General features: G+C 62.7%; 21 protein-coding genes. 11 read left to right on the top strand and 10 right to left on the bottom strand.

Annotated elements, in window-relative coordinates:
• Positions 1–5: 5 nt before the first annotated feature.
• The 6 genes from ACWHXP_RS23055 to ACWHXP_RS23030 form a co-directional block, all read right to left on the bottom strand.
• Positions 6–539, bottom strand: coding sequence for a F0F1 ATP synthase subunit delta (locus ACWHXP_RS23055; protein ID WP_034330982.1), 534 nt, complete (start codon positions 537–539; stop codon positions 6–8).
• 1 nt (position 540) lies between these two features.
• Complete coding sequence (locus ACWHXP_RS23050; RefSeq protein ID WP_489634963.1) at positions 541–1,011, bottom strand: F0F1 ATP synthase subunit B; 471 nt, start codon at positions 1,009–1,011, stop codon at positions 541–543.
• 74 nt (positions 1,012–1,085) lie between these two features.
• Positions 1,086–1,331: a F0F1 ATP synthase subunit C gene (gene atpE, locus ACWHXP_RS23045; RefSeq protein ID WP_006461334.1), complete on the bottom strand. Its 246-nt coding sequence runs from the start codon at positions 1,329–1,331 to the stop codon at positions 1,086–1,088.
• Between the two features lie 76 nt (positions 1,332–1,407).
• Positions 1,408–2,229 (bottom strand): F0F1 ATP synthase subunit A, encoded by an 822-nt coding sequence (gene atpB / locus ACWHXP_RS23040; RefSeq protein WP_034330986.1) that lies wholly within the window; start codon positions 2,227–2,229, stop codon positions 1,408–1,410.
• Positions 2,226–2,570, bottom strand: coding sequence for an ATP synthase subunit I (locus ACWHXP_RS23035; RefSeq protein WP_039783514.1), 345 nt, complete (start codon positions 2,568–2,570; stop codon positions 2,226–2,228). The genes atpB and ACWHXP_RS23035 overlap by 4 nt, the downstream gene beginning before the upstream one ends.
• A 604-nt stretch (positions 2,571–3,174) precedes the next feature.
• Positions 3,175–4,656 carry an HD domain-containing phosphohydrolase gene (locus tag ACWHXP_RS23030; protein ID WP_489634964.1) on the bottom strand — a complete coding sequence of 494 codons (1,482 nt, stop codon included), beginning with the start codon at positions 4,654–4,656 and terminating at the stop codon, positions 3,175–3,177.
• Positions 4,657–4,864: 208 nt separating this feature from the next.
• Here ACWHXP_RS23030 and ACWHXP_RS23025 point away from each other — a divergent pair, with 208 nt between their 5' ends.
• The 4 genes from ACWHXP_RS23025 (at position 4,865) to rfbD (ending at position 8,966) form a co-directional block, all read left to right on the top strand.
• The gene (locus ACWHXP_RS23025; protein WP_121040752.1) at positions 4,865–5,650 is read left to right on the top strand and encodes an alpha/beta fold hydrolase; all 786 of its coding nucleotides are present in this window, start codon (positions 4,865–4,867) and stop codon (positions 5,648–5,650) included.
• Between the two features lie 240 nt (positions 5,651–5,890).
• A complete protein-coding gene (gene rfbG, locus ACWHXP_RS23020) occupies positions 5,891–6,967 on the top strand; it encodes a CDP-glucose 4,6-dehydratase (RefSeq protein WP_489635828.1) in 1,077 nt (358 codons plus the stop codon).
• Between the two features lie 34 nt (positions 6,968–7,001).
• Positions 7,002–8,012 (top strand): UDP-glucose 4-epimerase GalE, encoded by a 1,011-nt coding sequence (gene galE / locus ACWHXP_RS23015; protein ID WP_134223625.1) that lies wholly within the window; start codon positions 7,002–7,004, stop codon positions 8,010–8,012.
• 3 nt (positions 8,013–8,015) lie between these two features.
• On the top strand, positions 8,016–8,966 hold the full coding sequence (gene rfbD / locus ACWHXP_RS23010) for a dTDP-4-dehydrorhamnose reductase (RefSeq protein ID WP_489634965.1): 951 nt from the start codon (positions 8,016–8,018) through the stop codon (positions 8,964–8,966).
• Between the two features lie 41 nt (positions 8,967–9,007).
• Here the strand turns inward: rfbD and ACWHXP_RS23005 are convergent, their stop codons facing one another.
• From ACWHXP_RS23005 to rfbF, 4 genes are read right to left on the bottom strand one after another with little or no spacing between them, the layout of a single operon-like run.
• Positions 9,008–10,714, bottom strand: a complete 1,707-nt coding sequence (locus ACWHXP_RS23005; RefSeq protein WP_489634966.1) for a hypothetical protein — start codon at positions 10,712–10,714, stop codon at positions 9,008–9,010.
• Between the two features lie 11 nt (positions 10,715–10,725).
• Positions 10,726–11,949: a methyltransferase domain-containing protein gene (locus tag ACWHXP_RS23000; protein WP_489634967.1), complete on the bottom strand. Its 1,224-nt coding sequence runs from the start codon at positions 11,947–11,949 to the stop codon at positions 10,726–10,728.
• Positions 11,946–12,503, bottom strand: a complete 558-nt coding sequence (locus ACWHXP_RS22995; RefSeq protein ID WP_121040763.1) for a dTDP-4-dehydrorhamnose 3,5-epimerase family protein — start codon at positions 12,501–12,503, stop codon at positions 11,946–11,948. Before ACWHXP_RS22995 ends, ACWHXP_RS23000 begins: the two co-directional genes overlap by 4 nt.
• Before the next feature lie 28 nt (positions 12,504–12,531).
• On the bottom strand, positions 12,532–13,311 hold the full coding sequence (gene rfbF, locus ACWHXP_RS22990) for a glucose-1-phosphate cytidylyltransferase (RefSeq protein ID WP_034331002.1): 780 nt from the start codon (positions 13,309–13,311) through the stop codon (positions 12,532–12,534).
• Positions 13,312–13,678: 367 nt separating this feature from the next.
• On the opposite strand from rfbF, the gene ACWHXP_RS22985 reads away from it, so the two are divergent.
• From ACWHXP_RS22985 to ACWHXP_RS22955, 7 genes are all read left to right on the top strand, one after another.
• Positions 13,679–15,220 carry a glycosyltransferase family 4 protein gene (locus ACWHXP_RS22985; protein WP_489634968.1) on the top strand — a complete coding sequence of 514 codons (1,542 nt, stop codon included), beginning with the start codon at positions 13,679–13,681 and terminating at the stop codon, positions 15,218–15,220.
• A gap of 5 nt (positions 15,221–15,225) precedes the next feature.
• A complete protein-coding gene (locus tag ACWHXP_RS22980; RefSeq protein ID WP_034331036.1) occupies positions 15,226–16,068 on the top strand; it encodes a hypothetical protein in 843 nt (280 codons plus the stop codon).
• Between the two features lie 374 nt (positions 16,069–16,442).
• The gene (locus tag ACWHXP_RS22975) at positions 16,443–17,393 is read left to right on the top strand and encodes an NAD-dependent epimerase/dehydratase family protein (protein ID WP_034331005.1); all 951 of its coding nucleotides are present in this window, start codon (positions 16,443–16,445) and stop codon (positions 17,391–17,393) included.
• Positions 17,390–17,977 carry an SIS domain-containing protein gene (locus ACWHXP_RS22970; protein WP_034331006.1) on the top strand — a complete coding sequence of 196 codons (588 nt, stop codon included), beginning with the start codon at positions 17,390–17,392 and terminating at the stop codon, positions 17,975–17,977. The genes ACWHXP_RS22975 and ACWHXP_RS22970 overlap by 4 nt, the downstream gene beginning before the upstream one ends.
• 2 nt (positions 17,978–17,979) lie before the next feature.
• Positions 17,980–18,972 carry a GDP-mannose 4,6-dehydratase gene (locus ACWHXP_RS22965; protein WP_252696573.1) on the top strand — a complete coding sequence of 331 codons (993 nt, stop codon included), beginning with the start codon at positions 17,980–17,982 and terminating at the stop codon, positions 18,970–18,972.
• Between the two features lie 85 nt (positions 18,973–19,057).
• Positions 19,058–19,885, top strand: coding sequence for a transketolase (locus ACWHXP_RS22960; RefSeq protein WP_034331010.1), 828 nt, complete (start codon positions 19,058–19,060; stop codon positions 19,883–19,885).
• The gene (locus ACWHXP_RS22955; protein WP_134223631.1) at positions 19,882–20,814 is read left to right on the top strand and encodes a transketolase family protein; all 933 of its coding nucleotides are present in this window, start codon (positions 19,882–19,884) and stop codon (positions 20,812–20,814) included. The genes ACWHXP_RS22960 and ACWHXP_RS22955 overlap by 4 nt, the downstream gene beginning before the upstream one ends.

Genomic DNA, 20,814 nt, shown 5'->3' with positions numbered 1-20,814 from the left:
GGCACTTACGCGGCCAGAGCAGCTTGCAGCTGCTGCAGCTTCGCGCGCACGGAGGTATCGAACACTTCGTCGCCGACCACGACGCGCACACCGCCAATCAGGCTGCTGTCGACCGTCACGGAGGGGTTCAGCTTGCGGCCGAACTTCTTCTCCAGTGCCGAGACCACATCCTTGACCTGGGCATCGCTGAGCTCAAAGGCGCTCACGATGTTGGCATCGGCCGAACCTTCCGCCGTGTTCTTGAGCACGTGGAATTGTTCGGCGATCTGCGGCAGCAGGACCAGGCGGCCGTTGTCGACCAGCGTCTTGACGAAATTCTGCGCCTCGACGGACAGCGGGGTCTTCAGGGCAGCGGCAAACACTTCTGCCAGCTTGTCATGCGATACGGAAGGGTTCTGCGCCAGGGCCTGCACCTCGGGATGCGCCGCCACCTGGGCCATCTCGTCGACGAGATCGGACCAGGCTGCCAGGCTGCCTGCCTTGGCCACACGGAACAAGGCTTCGGCGTAAGGACGAGCGATCGTTGCGAGTTCGGCCATATTACAGCTCTGTCTTCAGTTGATTCAGCAAGTCGGCGTGAGCAGCCGCATTCACTTCGCGCTTGAGGATCTGTTCCGCGCCCTTGACGGCGAGCGTTGCGACCTGGCCGCGCAGTTCTTCACGTGCCTGGTTCACTTGCTGTTGAGCGTCGGCACGGGCAGCGGCGATGATGCGGGCAGCTTCTTCAGCGGCCGTCTTCTTGGCTTCTTCAATGATCAGCTGAGCGCGCTTTTCGGCTTCGCCGATGCGCTTCTGGCTTTCATCACGTGCCGATGCCAGTTCGCCCTGGATACGCTTTTCGGCGGCGGCCAGATCGGCCTTACCGCGGTCAGCGGCTGCCAGCCCGTCCGCAATCTTCTTGGCGCGTTCATCGAGCGCCTTAATCAACGGCGGCCACACGAATTTCATCGTGAAGCCGGCGAGGATGAAGAAGACCACGAACTGTGCAATCAATGTTGCATTTAAGTTCACGGTAATTTCCTTCTCAGAATAACGAGTGCCGGAACCAATCGTCCGGCAGATGAGAATCGGCTATGAAGCGCGAATTACTTGGCGATGAACGGATTTGCGAATGCGAACAGCATGGCGATACCAACGCCGATCAGGAAGGCCGCGTCGATCAGGCCAGCCAGCAGGAACATCTTGGTTTGCAGGGTGTTCATCAGTTCAGGCTGACGTGCGGATGCTTCGAGGTACTTACCGCCCATGATCGCGATACCGATACAAGCGCCGATAGCACCCAGGCCAATGATCAAACCGCAAGCCAGAGCAACGAAAGAGACATCAGTCATGACAATTCCTTAAGAAAAGTTAAATTAAATACAAAACCAAAAAACAAACTGAAAAACAGGTACTGCAAGCCTTGTGTTAGTGCGCTTCGTGCGCCTGGCCCAGGTAAACCAGTGTCAACATCATGAAGATGAATGCTTGGAGCAACACGATCAGGATGTGGAAAATTGCCCAGATAGAACCGGCGATCACATGGCCGATGAAGCCGAATGCGGTCGCGGTCGATCCCAGCAATGCGATCAGCAGGAACAACAGTTCGCCTGCATACATGTTGCCGAACAGTCGCATGCCCAGGGACACGGTCTTGGCGGCGAATTCGATGATGTTCAGCAGCAGGTTGAACGGAGCCAGCCAGATGCCGAAGGGTGCTGCAAACAGTTCGTGGATGAAGCCGCCTGCGCCCTTGATCTTGACGCTGTAATACAGCATCAGCGCCAGCACGCCCAGGGCGATGCCCAGGGTGCCGTTGAGGTCGGCGGTCGGAACGATGCGGTGATGCATTTCACCCAGGCCGAACAGGCCCAGGATGCCGGAAGCCAGGTCCACCGGCAGGAAGTCCAGCGAGTTCATCAGGGCCACCCAGACGAACACGGTCAGCGCCACCGGGGCGATGAAGGTGCGGTCGCCGTGGACGATGGCCTTGGACTGGTCTTCCACCATTTCGACGACCATCTCGACGAAGGCCTGGAAGCGGCCCGGCACGCCCGAGGTTGCCTTGCGGGCAGCCAGGAACATGAAGAAGCAGGCGATCACGCCGCAGAACACGGACCAGAAGATGGTATCCACGTTCAGGATGGAGAAATCGACGATCTTGGTCTGGTGATGCGTGGAGAGGTGTCCGAGGTGGTGGACGATATATTCAGAGGCTGTCGGCGCGTGCTCTGCGGCTTCTACGGTCATGGTCGGTGTCTAAACAGTAAAATGAAATAACTCTTAAGCACCACGATGAAGCTCAGCAAAAATGCGAGCCAGTGAACACCGTGGTACAACCAAACGATCGCGCCCATGAGCGCAAAAGTCGTAGCAATCTTGATAAATTCCCCGAAGAAAAACGTCATCGGGTTGGTACCACCGGGTTTCTGCGCACTGACATGAAGTCGCAGTGCAAACAGGGCATTGGGAACGACACAGCAGACGCCTCCCAACAATGCGGACCAAAGCGCCGGAAGTCCGCCCAGCATCCCCGCCACCAGGGCAGCGATGACCGTGGTGAGGAGCTGCAATAGAATGATGCGCAGCATATCTATCCAATATCGTGCATGCGCCGCACCCTTTACGAGCAGACGGCAGCTTAAAAGCCCGGCGATTATAAAGGTTCGTTTTCCGGTAAGTCAAACCTTTTGCAGCCAGATCAAGGGCTTATCTGGGGCACTTCGCAGCGAGTTGTGGCAAATAGGCAGCCACTTCGATTTTTTGCAGTGCAACACAAAAACGCCATTGCGCGTATTTTGTCCACTGCCCGCTATTTGCTCCCGAGAGATCTCCCCTTCTTGTCCCTTTGTTCAGATTTGTGCATCTCGCAGTGAATTTGCGGAAATGCATGCACAAAAGCCGGAAAAACGCGCCGGTTTTTGAAACAGCGCTCAATTTAATCAAAAAAGCCCGTCGACGCCAGAGAAATATCCCGCAAATTCAATGATTTACGGAAATTTTGCGGGCGCTCGCAAACGTTTACGCAAGGCGCTGACATTTTGTCAGGAAATTGGAAGAGGTCGGACGACCGGGCTCGCTTTCAGGGTGGCATGTTGCAGCACAGCGTGAGCCCGGAAAAAAAGTGAGCCCGCTCACCAGACCGGTGCAGTGGTCGGACCGTTGATGCCGTAGAAATACGGCATTGGATGAAGATCAGATCAAACCCAGGTGCAAGCCCTTGAGGGTGGCGGCCGCCCGCGTGGAGCACTGCAGTTTGCGGAAGATGCTCTCGACGTGGGTGCGTACGGTGGAGGGACTGATCTGCATGGTACGGGCGGCTTCCTTGTTGCTCTCGCCCAGGCTGATGCGGCGCAGCACCTCGACCTCGCGCTCGGAGAGCAAGCCCTTGCGGACCGGGAGCGGAACACCCTCTCCTGCCGCTGCGGCCAGCACCCAGCGCACCGCCTCCGGATCAACGCGGCCAAGACGGGCCTGCTCCTGCAGCACCTCCCCGGCGGCCTGCGGCGCATACGCCTCGCGCCAGGGACGGCGGGCGCACAGCGCGGCCTGGACCGACGCGGCCGCCAGGAGTCGGGCTGGCAATCCCAGCATGTCGGCGTCCAGCCCCCGGAAATAACCGCTGCCATCCAGACGTTCATATAGTTGCGAGGCCAGCGCGGCCTCATGACGCAGGTCGGGGATCAGCGCGCCGGCACGGGCGGTCCAGTAGGGTGCGAGGCGAATGCGCTCCCAGTCAGCCTGACCCGGACGGCCCTCGCGCTCCCAGATCGTATTGGAAACCGAAGCACGCCCGATGCCATGGATCAAGGCGGCCCGTGCCAGCCGTTCCTGTTGCTCCACAGGCAGGCCCGCCAGCACGGCTGCCCGCTGCACCAGTTCGCTGACGCGCCTGGAGTAGCCGGTCAACCACGGCAGCTTCAGTTCGATCAGGTCGGCCACGATGCTCAGGGGAACGGCGTGCATGGGCAGGTCCACCGGTATCGCTGCCGCATCGGCCTCCTCGTCCAGCGCCGCCAGCCAGTCTGCCGCCTGCGGCAGGACGCGGCTGACCAGCTCGGCCGGATACTTGATGCCGCCGTTGCGCTGCACCGCCTCCAGGGCGAACGGGATATCGTGCGACCGTGCATGAATCTCCAGATCCCCTGCCAGGCTGGTGTAATAGACCACGGCGGGCACGGCCGCTCCCTGCAGCCGCTGCGGCACGCCGTTGCCATCGTAGTGTTCCCAGACATGGCGCAGTCCGGTCTCGACCCCGCCCGGCAAACCCAGCATGCCGGCCACGTCGCCCGCCACCTCACAGTGGATGCGGGCCAGCGGCTCGACCGTCGCAAAGTTCAGGGGATGCCCCTCGGGCAAGGCTTGCCTCAGCATGGCCTCGCGTCCGCCCACATCGTCACCCAGCAGGCTGGCAAAGCCCGCCGCATTGGCAGTGCAGCCGGACCAGCGCAGCCAGGCCACCAGCTGCGCCTGCTGGATCAGGTCGGCCGAGGCACCGTCCAGCGCGGCAATGCGGGCGGCCAGGACAGCGCACCGGCGGGACTGGTGCGGCGGCTGGCCCATGCTGAGGTCGCCGACCAGTGCCAGAACCTGCACGGCAGTGCCGGCGGCGACCAGGTGGGCGGCGGGTAGCGCGGACGTGCCGGCGTCGGGAAGGGGGGAAGCGTCGGGAGACATCCCGACACTGTAGAGGCAAGCATCCACCGGCCGCAATCAACTCTTCGGTTAATGGGCAGGCCGGTGGCAACCGGCCACAATCGCAGCGCCTTGCCGCACGCTGGCCGGGGTCGGTCAATTGACCGATACCGGCAGCGCAGCGGCATTTCTATACTGGCCTCACTGCAACACACCCCTAGCCCACGCACTCTTTGAACAGGAGAACACCATGAAATCCGCTTTCCCCCGCTTCAGCTTCAAGACCACTCTCGGCATGCTGGCTCTCGCCGCCGCCTTCACCGGCAGCAGCGCGATCGCCGCCGATGCCTCGGACAAGCCGTCGGTCGTGATCGTCCACGGTGCCTTTGCCGATGGCTCCGACTGGGCCAAGGTCATCCCGCTGCTGCAAGCCAAGGGCATCAAGGTCACCGCGGTGCAGAATCCGCTGACCTCGCTGGCCGACGACGTCGCCGCCGCCAAGCGCGCCATCGACAACCAGCCGGGCAAGGTGGTGCTGGTCGGCCACTCCTGGGGTGGCACCGTGATCACCGAGGCCGGCAATCATGAGAAGGTCGCCAGCCTGGTCTATGTCGCGGCCTTCGCACCGGACGCCGGCCAGGCCACGGGCGACCTCGGCAAGGACCTGCCGGTACCGCCGGGCATCGCCAAGCTGTCGGTGGACAAAGCCGGTTTCGCCAGCCTGCCGCCGGCCGCGCTGGCCGCTGATTTCGCCCAGGACGTGCCGGCCAGGCAGGCCGCCGTGATGGCCGCAACCCAAGGTCCGATCGCCATGAAGGCCTTCGGCGACAAGGTCGAGACCGCCGCCTGGAAGACTCGTCCCAGCTGGTACATCGTCAGCACCAAGGACCGCATGATCCAGCCCGCACTGGAGCGCAGCTTTGCCAAGCAGATCAACGCAAAGACGACCGAGCTGGCCGCCAGCCACGTGCCGCAGCAATCGCGTCCGGCCGAGGTGGCCAAGGTGATTCTGGAAGCTGTGGCAGCGACCCGGTAAGCCTCCCTCCTCAGCAAAGTTCGCCGCCGGCCCGCGCCGGCGGCGCATCTCTCATTCCCTTTCCTCCTCTTCCGCCGCTGCGCAACGGCGGGAATGAAAGAAGAAAGCCTGCCTGCTTCACCCTTGCCCGGCCGCCACGCCATGGTCTAATAGGAGCCTCGTCGACACCAACGCTGCTGCGCACATGCATTCGTCCGGGTGATCTCGGCGATATTCCTCTCCCGCATTCGAGGCTGCATGATGTCGAACTTCTGGCGTGACAAACGTGTTTTCATTACCGGGCACACCGGATTCAAGGGCGGTTGGCTCAGCCTGTGGCTGCACATGATGGGCGCGAAGGTCAGCGGCTATTCGTTGCCTGCACCGACCCATCCCAGCCTGTTTGAACTGGCCCGGCTGCACGACTGCGTGCAGACCACCACCGGCGATGTGCGCGACCCGGTGCACCTGGCGCAGACCATGGCAGCCGTGCAGCCTGACGTGGTGTTTCATCTTGCGGCCCAGGCGCTGGTGCGGGACTCCTATGCCAACCCGGTGGACAACTACGCGACCAATGTCATGGGCACCGTGCACGTGCTGGAAGCCGTACGGCACACCCCCAGCGTGCGATCCGTGGTGGTGGTCACCAGCGACAAATGCTATGAGAACCGTGAATGGCTGTGGGGCTACCGCGAAGACGATCCCATGGGCGGGCATGATCCCTACAGCAGCAGCAAGGGCATCGCCGAACTGGTGACCTCGGCCTATCGCCGCTCCTTCTTTGGCGAGCGCGATGCGGGCCGCGCCGCACTCGCCAGCGTGCGGGCCGGCAATGTGATCGGCGGCGGCGACTTCGCCGCAGATCGCCTGATCCCCGATGTCATCCGCGCCCTGCAAGCGCAGACGCCGCTGAACATTCGCCACCCTGGCGCAATCCGTCCCTGGCAATTCGTGCTGGAACCGCTGTCGGGCTATCTGCAGATTGCCAGGCTTCTTTACGAAGAAGGCCCGCGCCATGCGGAAGCCTGGAATTTCGGCCCGGCCGATGCCGATCCCCGCAACGTCGGCCAGCTCTGCGAGAGCTTCAACAAGGCGCTTCGGCAACACGACATCGCGCCGCTGGACATCCGTGTTGAATCCCAAGCCCATGCCCCGCATGAAGCCCATCTGCTGCGGCTGGATATCTCCAAGGCGCGCCAGCGCCTGAACTGGACGCCCAAACTGGAATTGACCGTCGCGCTGCAGATGACCGCGCGCTGGTACGCCGCCTACCTGAACAACGATGAGCTGCGCACCCTGACCGAAGAACAGATTGCGTTTTACCAGACTCTGACATAATCACGCTGTTGCCAACTTACCAAGAGAAGCTCACATGAACATCCTCGTCACCGGCGGTGCCGGCTACATTGGTTCCCATACCTGCGTGGAATTGCTCAAGGCAGGCCACGAAGTGATCGTCTTCGACAATTTCTGCAACAGCAGCCCGGAGTCGGTGGCGAGAGTGCAGCAGATCACCGGCCGTTCACTGGCGCTGGTCAAGGGGGACATTCGCAACCGCGATCAGCTGGAAAGCGTGCTGCGCGAGTTCAAATGCGACGCAGTCATCCATTTCGCCGGCCTGAAAGCCGTGGGCGAGTCGGTGGAAAAGCCGCTCATGTACTACGACAACAACGTGGTCGGCACCGTGCGCCTGCTGGAAGCCATGGAAGCCACGGGCGTGAAGACCATCGTCTTCTCCTCCTCGGCGACGGTCTACGGCGACCCGCAATACCTGCCGCTGACGGAATCCCATCCGCTGTCGGCCAGCAATCCGTATGGCCGCAGCAAGATCGTCATCGAAGACATGCTGCGCGATTACCATCGCGCCCATCCGGACTGGAAGATCGCCCTGCTGCGCTACTTCAACCCGGTCGGCGCGCATGAAAGCGGCATGATCGGCGAAGATCCGGGTGGCATCCCCAACAACCTGATGCCCTATGTCGCCCAGGTCGCCGTGGGCCGCCGTGAAAAACTGAGCATCTGGGGCGGCGATTATCCGACCCCGGATGGCACCGGCGTGCGCGACTTCATTCACGTGGTCGACCTGGCGACCGGCCACCTGGCCGCCCTGCAGGCACTGACCGAACCACAATGCTTCGCGGTCAATCTCGGCACCGGCAATGGCTACAGCGTGCTGGATGTGGTCAAGGCCTATGAAAAGGCCGCCGGCAAACCCATCCCCTACACCATCGCCGCGCGGCGTCCGGGCGATATCGCCTCCTGTTATGCCGATCCGGCGGAAGCGCGCCGCAAGCTGGGCTGGGAAGCCAAGCTGGGACTGGACGCCATGTGCGCCGACTCGTGGCGCTGGCAGCAGAACAATCCGAACGGCTTCAAGCCCTGAGCCATGAAATCCATGCGCATCCTGCTTACCGGCAGCAGCGGCCAGGTCGGCAGTGAATTCCTGCGCCGCCTGCGTGCGATGCCGGCCGGCCTTGATGTGATCGCGCCCGTGCGCGGGCAACTCGACCTCACCGACGCGGATGCGCTGCGCACGGCGGTACGCGAGGCCCGGCCCGATCTGATCATCCACCCGGCCGCCTATACGGCGGTGGTCAAGGCCGAGTCCGAACCGGAGCTGGCGCGTCGCATCAACACCGACGCGCCCGCCCTCCTGGCGCAGGAGGCCGCGCGGCTGGGGGCTGCCCTGATCCACTTCTCCACCGATTACGTGTTCGACGGACAGCACTCCGGTGCCTATACGGAAGACATGCCGACCCATCCGCTGAATGTCTACGGTGCCAGCAAGCGTGACGGCGAACTGGCCATCGCCGCCAGCGGCGCAGCCCACTGGATCTTGCGGACCAGCTGGGTCTACAACCGCACGGGCAACAATTTCATGAAGACGGCCATTCGCCTGGCCCAGCAGAAGGAAAGCTATACCATCGTGGGCGACCAGTTCGGGGCACCGACCTGGGCCTCCACCATTGCGGCGGTCTGCTGCCGCATGCTGGCCGGGACCGACGGCGGGCGCGAGAAAGTTGCGGCCACCAGCGGCACCTATCACCTCACCGCGCAGGGAGCCACGTCGTGGCATCGCTATGCGCAACTGGTGGCGCGCGAGCTGATGGCGCGTGGCGTCCCGGTCAGGCTCAAGGGACTGGACCAGATCACCCCGGTACCGACCTCTTCCTACCCCACGCCGCCCGAGCGTCCGCTCAATTCACGGCTGGATTGCAGCAAGCTGAAACAGCGCTTCGGCATCACCCTGCCCGCATGGGATGAGGACGCCACGGCCTGCCTGCAGCAGATCATCGACCACTACCAGCTCGATCAGGGCAAGCTGCTCCCTGACTGAAGACGCAGGCGGTATCGGCGGCCGGGCCGTGATGAACCTGGTCAGTGGCTGGGGACGTATTTGGTCTGGTCACCACGGGTGATGAGATTGAGCTGTCCAAAGAAACGCATGTAGCCCGGATCACCGTAGCGTGCGCGCAGTTCGCGCAGGAGCAGGTAGCTGCCCAGGCGTTCAGCGCAGAAGGCCCACGCGCGGGATTGATAGCCTTCGCGGCGGGTGTCGTAGTGCTGGACGCAATACCAAGTCACGGCTTCGATCTGCTCCACGGTGCGCAGCCAGAAATCGGCGGGAAACACGCCCATCTCGATGCCGCCCATGAAGAAGGTCTTCTCGTTGAAGAACAGCTCGGCTTCGCTGCGTGCGAAGACCCCCAGCTCGGTTGCGGCAGCCGCATAGCGCAACAGATCCTCGGCGTGATGCGAGACCGCGTAATGCGACAGATAGCCGGCATCCCGGCCGCTCACCTTGAACCCGCAGGTCTTGCCAACCAGGAATTCCTGCTCGCCCGGCTCCATCATCTGCTCCAGCGACAGCCGTGCGAATTCCTTGTCGGAGACCACGTCCATCATCCAGTTGTCTTCAGCAGGCACGCCGCTGATGCGCTCGCGCGAAATGAACTTGCGGTACAGGCAAACGCCCACGCGCTTGACGTGGGGATAGTCGCGCAGGATCAGGTTGCGCAAGGCAAAGTTGCCGAGCATGCCGGCCACGATGGGGTGATAAGGGACCCATTGGGGTGCCAGGTCGCGCAGGTTGAGCGCGCCCTCATGCTGGGCCTCGCCGAGGTAGATCGGCAGCACATGATCGGGGAATTTCACCGGCAACGGTACGTGGGTCATGCAGCCAAACACCAGCTCGCCACGCGCGGCCTGGGCCGCCGCGTTATCGGGCTGCGCCAGCGTGCGCGGTGCCAGCGTCAGCGATGGCGATGGAGATGACGCAGCGGCGAGCGGTGCCGACAGCGGCGCAGGCGGCCGGGCCGGCGCGCCACGCAACTGTCCGCTGCGCAAGCTGAAACGCTGCAGATCAGCGGCGTCACCGCTGGCCGCATAGGCGTTGCGCAAGGCTTCCAGTTCCGCCAGGTCGGCAGCTGCCACGGGCAGGGCAGCCGGCATCAGCGCCGGCGGGCAATGCCATACGCGCAGTTGCTGGTCCAGTCCCAGCACCAGGGAGCCCAGGCGTGCCGCCAGCAGCGACCGTCCGGACTCGCCGGATACTGCCTGGCGCTGCAGTGCCGCGCGCAACTCACCCGGCTCCTGCTCGGCCATCTGGAACAGGCGCTCGGCCAGATCAAACCAGGTTTGCCAGAACGCCGGCTTGGCCGCGATGAAACCGTGCGGCACATTGTTCTGCCACTGCGGCACGAAATGCAGCGGGTCCAGCTGCAAGCCCAGCGCCTGCAGGAAACGCTTGGCCAGCGCGGTGAAACCCTCCAGGTGCTGCTCCGCCTGCAGCAGCAGGTTGAGCTGGCCACAGGCCTCCAGCGGATGCGGCATGAAGGTCCAGGCGGCGGCTTGCGGATTCGCCTCGATCAGACTGCGCACGCCAGCCGCATCCAGACCGGTCTGGCCGAGAAATGCCGACGTGACGAAGGCATAGCAAGCCTCGCCATCGATAGCCTGTTCATGAAAAAAGCGGCGCATGGCCAACAGACCGCCCCAAGCGTCAGGCGCAGGGGTGAGCACGTGCTGGAAGCCTGGCGCTACCGGGACGGTCGACGGAGCGAGCTGCAACAGATGAATATGCATGTTGGCCTCCCTCACCACACCTGAAGCTGCGGCACCGCGATGGCGAAGCGGCCGCCCCACGCACGGATCTCGGCCAGCTGCTGCGCGACCTCGTCCTTGATGTTCCAGGGCAAGATCAGCACCACGTCCGGTTTTTCGTCGAGCAGGCGCTGCGGGGAAACGATGGGAATATGACTGCCTGGCATGTACTTGTCCTGCTTGGAAGGTGCAGCATCGGCGACCATGGCCAGCAGATCGGGATGCACGCCGGAATAATTGAGCAGCGTGTTGCCTTTGGCAGCGGCGCCATAGGCCAGCACCTTCTTGCCGGCGCGCTTCTGCTCCAGCAGGAAGGACAGCAACTGCAACTTGATCTCTTCGGCACGCGCCTGGAACCCTGCATAGCCCTCGATGCGCTCCAGCCCGGCCTCCCGCTCACGTGCCAGCATGGCCTGCACGGCCGGAGTGGCGGCGATAGCGGCATCGGCATGGCAGGCATAGATGCGCAGGCTGCCACCGTGGGTCGGCAGCTCCTCGACGTCGTAGACGCGCAGCCCCTGCGATTGCATCACGCGCTGTACCGCCACCAGCGAGAGATAGGAGAAATGCTCGTGGTAGACGGTATCGAACTGTGCCTGAGCGATCAGGTTCAACAGGTGGGGACACTCGACCGTCACCGTCCCTTGCGGTGCCAGCAGGGCACGCATGCCGCCAACGAAATCATTGATGTCCGGGACATGCGCCAGCACGTTGTTGGCGGCGATCAGGTCTGCCGCACCATGGCTCTCGCGCAGCCGCTGGCCAAGTGCCACGCCGAAAAATTCCTCGACGATCGCAATGCCCCTGGCACGCGCGGCGTCAGCCGTGCTGGTGGTGGGCTCCACGCCCAGGCAGGGGATGCCCTTCTGCTGCACGTACTGCAGGAGATACCCATCATTGGCGGCCAGCTCGACCACCAGAGATTGCGCGTTCAGGTTCAGGCGTGCCGCAATCATGTCCACATAGCGCGCGGCATGTACCAGCCAGGTGCTCGAGGTGGATGAGAAGTAGGCGTAATCGGTGGCAAAGAGCTGGTCGTAGTGCGTGTAATCCTCGGTCTGGACCAGCCAGCACTGGCGGCACACCATCACCTTGAGCGGATAGGTCGTTTCAGGACGACGCAGATCCTCGGCCCTCAGATAAGCGTTGGAGGGCGGTGAGAAACCCAGGTCGATGAACGTGTCATGCAGTTCGGTCTGGCAGTGGCGGCATTTCATAGCGGTATTCCATCGAAATCGGGAGCCAGCAGCGGATGCTGGAGGTCGCGTGGCGACAGGTTCTGCGGCGGCAGCGGCCAGGCAATGGCCACGCGTGGATCATCATGGCGCACACCGCCTTCGGCATGCGGGACATAGGGAGCAGTATGCAGGTAGAGCAGCGAGCTGCCCGCTTCCAGGACCTGGAAACCGTGCGCACAGCCTTCCGGCACCAGCAGCGCGCGGTCGTCACCGGCCGCCAGCTCGACGCCGCGCCACTGCAGGAAGGTGGGCGAGCCCTTGCGCAAGTCCAGCACCACATCGAAGACGCGGCCTGCCAGGCAGCGAATCAGTTTCTTTTCCGCGTGGGGCGCATGCTGGAAGTGCATGCCGCGTACGCTGCCGGGCTCGGCCGTGAACGAATTGTTGACCTGCACGATGCGGCTGCCCTGCAATACCGGTGCCAGTTCCTCGTCGCAGAACCAGCGCGCGAAGCTGCCGCGCGCGTCACCGCGCCGCACACTGGACACCACCGCCGCCCCCGCGATTCCGGTGGGCGTGATCTGCAGGTTCATGCGCACTCCCCGCGCCCGCAGGACGGGCTCAGCTCCAAGTCTTCCATCGTGCCTGGTCCTGGTCCCACATCTGGTTGAGCTGGATCTTGTCGCGCAGGGTGTCCATGCATTTCCAGAATCCGTGGTGCGGCCAGTTCAGCAGCCTTCCATCCCCTGCGATCTGCTCCAGCGGGGCGCGTTCGAAGATGGTGCCCTCGCCTTCCTTGAGGTAATCGAACACGCCCTGGCGACATACCATGAAGCCGCCGTTGATCCAGCCCAGGTCTCCCGGCGGCTTCTCGCGGAAATCGCGGATGAAGCCGGCCTCATCGGTCTGCACCATGCCGAAACGCGCCTCGGGCTGCACCGTGGTCATGGTCACCAGTGCCTGGGGATTGGCCTGGTGATGCGCCACCAGGGCGCTCACGTCGACATCGGAAACGCCATCGCCATAGGTGAGCATGAAATCGCCCTCCTTGAGATAGTCGCGGGCGGCCAGCAAACGGCCACCCGTCTGGGTCGACAGGCCGGTTTCCACCAGCGTCACTTTCCACGGCTCGGATTTGTTGCGATGGACTTCCACCCGGTTGTCGGCCAGATCGATGGTGACATCGCCCTGATGCAGAAAGTAGTTGGCGAAAAATTCCTTGATCAGGTAACCCTTGTAGCCCAGCAGGATCACGAACTCATTGAAGCCGTGCTGCGAATAACCCTTCATGATGTGCCACAGGATGGGCTTGCCACCGATCTCCACCATCGGTTTCGGACGCACATCGGTTTCTTCCCCAAGCCGCGTACCCAGACCGCCGGCGAGAATGACGACTTTCAATTTGTACCCCTAGATGAGTGATGATCCGTCAGCCATGAAAGTATTGCATCCAAAGCAACACTCTCACCAAAGATGCCTATGTTACCGGCTTTGCCAGCAGGAACAACCGTGGGTCTGGGCGGTTTATCGAGGCCAATTTGGCTTTTTGCAGTCCGCCGCAGCAGCCGGCCATGCGAGGATTTGTCGCCCTCTTTGCCGCCAATTCAGGCCATTCCCCGCAAAAGTGCACTGCTATACTGCGCCGATTGCATGAGGTCTGCCCTGCAGGGGGCGCAGCGCCTGGATGCCGCCGCCGGGGGCAGGAAGCCGGGGCGCTGTCCGTTGCGCAGATCATCGAGCCACCCAGAGACAGACCACCGAGTAGCATATGAGACCAGATTTGTTCGCCCGGCTGCACTCCCCCTACTACATCTTTGCGCCCGCCTTCGCCACCCAATCGGAAGAAGCCCTGCTGCTGCATCGCCTCTGCCACGCGCTGAATCTGTGGGGCGAAGAGGCCTATGTCACCGAAGAAGGCAGTACCTCCCTGCGCACGCCGCGGCTGACGCAGGAGCTGATCAACGCCCACCTGGCGGCCGGACGCAATCCCATCGTGATCTACGCCGGCAGCGTGGCCGGCAATCCCCTGTCCGCAGTGAACGTGGTGCGTTTCCTGCTCAAGCCTGGACAGGCCGCGCTGGCCGGCGAATTGCCATTGGCCTGGCAGCCCGGACTCGGTGGCGGCGTGCAACTGCTGGAATTGCCGCTGCTACCAGCGGCGGACCAGACAGCCCGCCGCGACCTGGTGGCGGGGCAGTTGGACGACTTCATCCTGGCCAGCCAGCGGCGCTTCAACGCGCCTCCTGCAGCGCCGGCCTTTGCGCCCGCACCGGCCCCGACGCGCCGCAAGAAACGGCTGGTGGTGTATTCGGTGGAATCGACCTGGAGCCCTTGCCCGCAGATCCGCCTGATCCGTCCCTTCGCCCATCTGCAGGACGAGTGGGAACTGGTCTGGGGTATCCAGAATGGCCAGCTGCAGAGCAATTACCTGGCCGATGCCGACCTGATACTGCTGCATCGCTACACCCCCGGCCTGATGTCGCTGGACGTGCTGCGCACCATCTTCAGTTCCAAGGTTCCCATCATCTACGAGTCCGACGACCTGCTCAACGAGATTCCGGCCGACCATCCTGAAGCCCAGCAAGGCGCGGCCTGGAAGACCGGCATCGAGTTCGCGGTGCGGCATGCGAAGGCCGTCGTGGTCTCCACCGAATTCCTCGCCGCCAAGTACCGCGAGCTCAATGCGGCGGTCCACGTCCTGCCCAACTACATCGATTTCGATCTGTTCTACCGTCCGGTTCCCCAGTCCACCGACCTCGATGGACGCATCAACATCGGGCTGCTGGGCTCTTCCATCCAGCCCTCCAATTTCGCGCTGGTCGACCAGGCCTTGCGCGCCCTGGTTGAGCGCTACGGTACGCGTCTGCACATCGACTTCGTCGGCTGGGAGTGCCCGCAGGGCTGGGCCGGCCATCCGCTGACGACCTTCCATACCTTCGTGCACCAGTACGTGGACTATGCGGCGCAATTGCGCCAGTGGAACTGGGATATCGCGCTGATCCCGCTGGCCAGCGACGAATACAATCAATGCAAGAGCTACATCAAGTGGCTCGATTACTCGGCGGCCGGTATCGCCTCCGTCTTCAGCGACGTCTCGGTGTACAGCCAGGTCGTCACGCATGAGGTCACCGGCCTGTTGATGCCCAATTCAAGCCAGGCATGGCTGGACGCCATCACGCAACTGATCGAATCGCCCGGGAAGCGCCACGCCCTGGCCGCGGCGGGGCAGAAGGAAGTGCGTGAGGGCTTCGACCTGGCTGCCAAGGCCGCCCACTATCACGATGTCTACAGCCGTTGCCTGGCCCCCTGATGACCATGAACAAGCACATCCTGCAGATCCACTACGACGAAGCCAGCCGCCGCATGCTGGATCCCGGCTTCACGCCGCTTGAGATCGTCGGCAATCCCCGGCCTGACTGGCGCGAGTACTGGGGCATCCGCAATTATTTCCTGAACACGGCGCTCAATGAGGACGATTACTACGGTTTCCTCTCTCCGCTGTTCTTCGACAAGACGCGCATGAACGCGCAGCAGGTGCACGCCTTCATGGACAGCCGCCCTGGCGCGGATGTGTACACGTTCTCGCCGTCGATGTCGGATGCCTCGGCCTACCTGAGCGTCTTCGAACAGGGCGCGCGGCGCCATCCCGGCATCGTTCCGGTCGCGCAGGCGCTGATGGCCGATATCGGGCTGGACGTGAACCTGCAATCGCTGATCAACAATTTCCGCTCCACCGCGTACTGCAATTACATCATTGCCAAGCCCGTGTTCTGGGACAAGTGGTTCGCCATCAACGAGCACATGTTCGCCCTGGCGGAGGCCAATGCCACGCCACTGGCGCGCAAGCTCAACGAAGTCACCGACTATGGCAAGAGTACGGTGCAGATGAAGGTTTTCATCATGGAGCGCATCGGTTCGCTGGTGATGGCGCTCATGCCCGAGCTGCAGGTGACGAATCTGAACATTGCCGCCATGCGCTTCGGTGACCCGCTGTTCTATCCCTGCCGCGACGAGATGGTGATGCTGGACGCGCTCAAGACTGCCTACCTGCATTCGGCCGACCAGGCTTACCTCGATCGTTTCCACGCCCTGCGCCACGACCTGCTGCGGCGCTGCGATCCCGAGTACCGGCAGGATCGCCCGGCCAGCTTCTTCTGACCCGGCACCGGACGCCGCCCCGGCGCGGCGTCCCTCTGCGGCCATCCGGCCATTCAAGTTTTACCCTTTCCTTCCGTAGATGAACGCATCGGTGCGGGCTTGCCTACCTGCGCGCGGGCGTTCCTGCAATGACGTCCATGCGATAAATAGGGGGCAAGTTTCCTCGCTTATGTGGCCGTCGCCCGCCTGCCCAAGCTGTCAAGATGCAAGCATGGGCAAGACTCTCTGTGATATTTCTCCAGGGAAATTTCCTGCATTGCAAGCGCACGGTACGGCCTCGGCCGAGGTACCCGCAGCCGCCGGCCTGATCCGCTTTGGCCAGCCATGGCGCGATCACCACTGACAGTTTTTACATTAGGGAATCACGCGTAGATATGAATATTCTGGTCACCGGCGGCTGCGGCTACAAAGGCAGCGTTCTCGTCCCCAAACTGCTGGCGCGCGGCTACAAGGTGCATGTGCTGGACATCATGTGGTTCGGCAATTATCTGGCCCCCCACCCCAACCTGACCGTGACCGAAGGTGACGTGCGCAACATCGACCAGATCAATCTGGACGGTGTGGACACGATCATTCACCTGTCGTCGGTCGCCAACGATCCCTGCGGTGATCTCGATCCCAAGCTGACCTGGGAGGTCAGCGCACTGGCCACCATGCAACTGGCCGACAAGGCCGTGCGCAAGGGTGTCAAACAATTCATTTACGCTTCTTCCGGCAGCGTCTACGGCGTCAAGGAAGAGCTGCAGGTCACCGAAGACCTCGAACTGAAGCCGATCTCCGAATACAACAAGACCAAGATGGTCTCCGAGCCGGTGCTGCTGAGCTACAAGGACCGCATGATCGTCCAGATCGTGCGTCCGGCCACCGTGTGCGGCTACTCGCCGCGCATGCGCCTGGACGTGTCGGTGAACCTGCTGACGATGCAGGCGCTGGCCAAGGGCAAGATCACCGTGTTCGGCGGCACCCAGGTGCGTCCGAACATCCATATCGATGACATCACCGATGTCTACCTGCACCTGATCGATCATCCGGAAATCACCGGCGTCTACAACGCCGGCTTCGAGAACATCTCCATCCTGGACATCGCGCGCATGGTGGCCAAGCACATCCCGGTGGACATCGTGGTGACCGAATCGAACGATCCGCGCTCTTACCGCGTGAATTCGGACAAGCTGCTGGCCACCGGCTTCAAGCCGTCCAAGTCGGTCGAGACCGCCATCACCGAGATCATCGAGAAGTACCGCAGCGGCGTGCTCAAGGATGAGGACCGCTATTACAACCTGAAGTGGATGGAGCAGACCGTACTGTCTCCCAAGGCGGCATGAGCCCGGCACCGGTTTCTCTGACGGCGTTCCAGGATTACGCCACCCGCCTGCAGGCGGTGCTGGCAGGTTCGGACTGGAATGGCGTGGGCCGCCTGGCGCAGGCCATGCAGGAATGCTGGCTCAAGGGCCGCCAGGTCTTCCTGTGCGGCAATGGCGGCAGCGCCGGCAATGCCATCCACCTGGCCAATGATTTCCTGTACGGCATCGCCAAGCGCACAGGCGGTGGCATGCGGGTCTCGGCGCTGTCGGCCAATGCCGCCGTGCTGACCTGCCTGGCCAACGACATCGGCTACGACCACATCTACTCCGAGCAGCTGGCCGTGCAGGCGCAACCGGGCGATCTGCTGATCGTGCTGTCGGGCAGCGGCAATTCGGGCAACATCCTGCGTGCGCTGGAACAGGCCAGGAAGATGGACGTGCTCTCCTGCGCCATCCTCGGCTACAGCGGCGGCAAGGCCAAGGACCTGTGCGACATCCCGGTCCACTTTGCGGTGGATGACATGCAGATCGCCGAGGACATGCAGGTGATCGTGGGACATATGGTCATGCAGTGGCTGTACGAAAACAAACCCGCAGTGGAATGAACATGTCGGCAAAATATCTCATCATCGGCAGCAACTCGTTTTCCGGTGCCAGCTTCGTGGATTACCTGCTGCGCAATGGCAACGACGTCATCGGCGTGAGCCGTTCACAGGAGCCGCATCGCGCGTTCCTGCCTTATCGCTGGTCCGAGCATCAGGCCGCATTCACGTTCTACCCGTATGACCTCAACAAGGACCTGGCCGCGCTGACCGAATTGATTCAGCGCGAGAAGCCCGCCATCGTGGTCAACTTCGCCGCGCAAAGCATGGTCGCCGAAAGCTGGAAGAATCCGGAACACTGGTTCGAGACCAACGTCATGGCGACCATCCGCCTGCACGAAGTGCTGCGCCAGTGCGACTTCCTGGACAAGTACGTGCACATCACCACACCCGAGGTGTATGGCAGTACCGATGGCTTCATCAAGGAAGACACGCCGTTCAACCCGAGCACGCCCTATGCGGTGTCCCGCGCGGCGGCCGACATGAGCCTGAAGACCTACTTCGATGCCTACGGTTTCCCGGTAGTGTTCACCCGCGCCGCCAACGTCTACGGTCCGGGCCAGCAGTTGTATCGCATCATTCCGCGCACCATCCTCTCGGTGCTGACCGGTAAGAAACTGCAGCTGCATGGCGGTGGACTCTCGCGCCGCTCCTTCATCCACATGCGCGACGTATCGAGCGCCACCCATGCCATCGCCACGCGCGGTATCAATGGCCAGACCTACCACATCTCCACCGACGAGATCGTCAGCGTGCGCGAACTGGTCGAGCGCATCTGCGCCAAGCTGGACGTGGATTTCGCGGCCAACGTCGAGATCGTCGGCGAGCGCCTGGGCAAGGATGCCGCCTACATGTTGGATAGCAGCAAGCTGCGCCAGAGCCTGGACTGGAACGTGAAAGTCTCGCTCGACGAAGGACTGGATGAATGCGTCAGCTGGGTCCGGCAGAACCTGGACGCCATGCAGACCATGGAATGGAACTACGTCCACAAGCCCTGAGCCGCACTGATGTGCAGCCTCGGCGAATGCCGCATCGTTTTGCTGCCCGTTTGAAAGAACGGGCATTGCTTTTGGATAGATCGTTATGGCCCAAGACATTACCGCGCTGAAGAAAACAGCCAGCCAGCTGCGTGGCCGCATCATCGAGAATGCGCACCGCACCCAGACACCGCACCTGGGCTCCTGCCTTTCCTGCGTGGACATCCTCACGGCGGCCTATTTCGGTACGCTGCGCATTGATCCTTCCAAGCCGGCCGACCCGCTGCGGGACCGCTTCATCCTCAGCAAGGGGCACGGCGCTGCCGCACTGTTCCAGGTGCTGGCCTTGCGCGGCTTCTACCCGATCTCGATGCTGGACGACTATGGCAAGGACGGCGGCATCTTCGCCGAACACCCCCCGACGCCTGATCACCTGCCCGGTATCGAGGCCGCCACCGGCTCGCTCGGCCATGGTCTGCCGATCGGCCTGGGCATGGCCCTGGCTGGTCGCATCCAGCAACAGCGCTATGACGTCACGGTGCTGCTGGGTGACGGCGAATGCAATGAAGGTTCGGTCTGGGAAGCCGCCATGATGGCCGCGGCCCAGCGTACCGGCAACCTGATGGTGCTGGTCGACTTCAACAAGTGGCAGGCCACCGGCCGCAGCGAGGAAGTGCTGGCCTTGAATCCGCTGGTGGACAAGTGGCGCGCCTTCGGCTGGGACGCGATGGAAATCGATGGCCACGACATGGCGACCCTGGTCGAGATCATGGGACGCCCGCGCGCACCCGAAGGAAAACCCATTGCCGTGGTGGCACACACCGTCAAGGGCAAAGGTGTCTCCTTCATGGAAGACGACAACAACTGGCACTACCGGATTCCCAATGCCGACGAAGTGGCCGCTGCCTATCAGGAACTGGGAGTACAGGCATGAGAAACGCGTTTGCAGACGAGATCACCAAACTGGGTAGCAGTGATCCGCGCGTGGTGCTGCTCTCGGGCGACATCGGCAACAAGCTGTTCGACAAGTTCAAGGCCGCCAACGGCACGCGCTTCCTCAACTGCGGCATCGCCGAAGCCAACATGATGGGCGTGGCCGCCGGCATGGCGCTGTCCGGCTTGCGGCCGGTGATCTACACCATCACGCCGTTCACCACCACGCGCTGCTTCGAGCAGATCCGCGTGGATGCCTGCTATCACAACGTCCCGGTGATCATCGTGGGGACCGGCTCCGGACTGTCCTATGCCGAACTGGGGCCGACCCATCATTCCTGCGAAGACCTGGCGATCATGCGGGTACTGCCCAACATGACGGTGCTCGCGCCGGCCGACGAAGTCGAGCTGCGCCAGTGCCTGCGTGCTGCGCTCAAGCTCGACGGCCCGGTCTACATTCGCATCGGAAAGAAAGGCGAGCAGATCGTTCCCAAGCAGGACGAGCACTTCGAGATCGGCCGCGCCATCAATGTGCGCAGCGGCAGCGATGTCTGCCTGATCGGTGCCGGTACCTTGCTGCCCACCGTGATGGCGGCAGCCGATTTGCTGCAGGCACGCGGCATCTCGGCGCGCGTGGAGAGCTTCCACACCATCAAGCCGCTCGATGAAGCCAGCCTGGAGCAGGCGTTCGCGGGATACGCCGTGGTAGGCGTGGTGGAAGAACACAGCCGCATCGGCGGCCTGGGCGGTGCCATTGCAGAATGGCTGGCGCGGCAGGAGCCCATGAAGGGGCGTCTGCTTGGCTTCGGCGTGGACGACAGCTTCATGCACGAGATCGGCTCGCAAGAATATGCCCGCGCCAAGTACGGACTGACCGCCGACAACATCGCCGCCAAGGTGGAGGCTGCGTTCCGGAAGACGGCGGGCTGA

This window comes from Herbaspirillum sp. Her2 (genome assembly GCF_057961375.1).
Note: the sequence above shows the minus strand (reverse complement) of the source record. Positions and strands in the feature narration are given on the sequence as shown.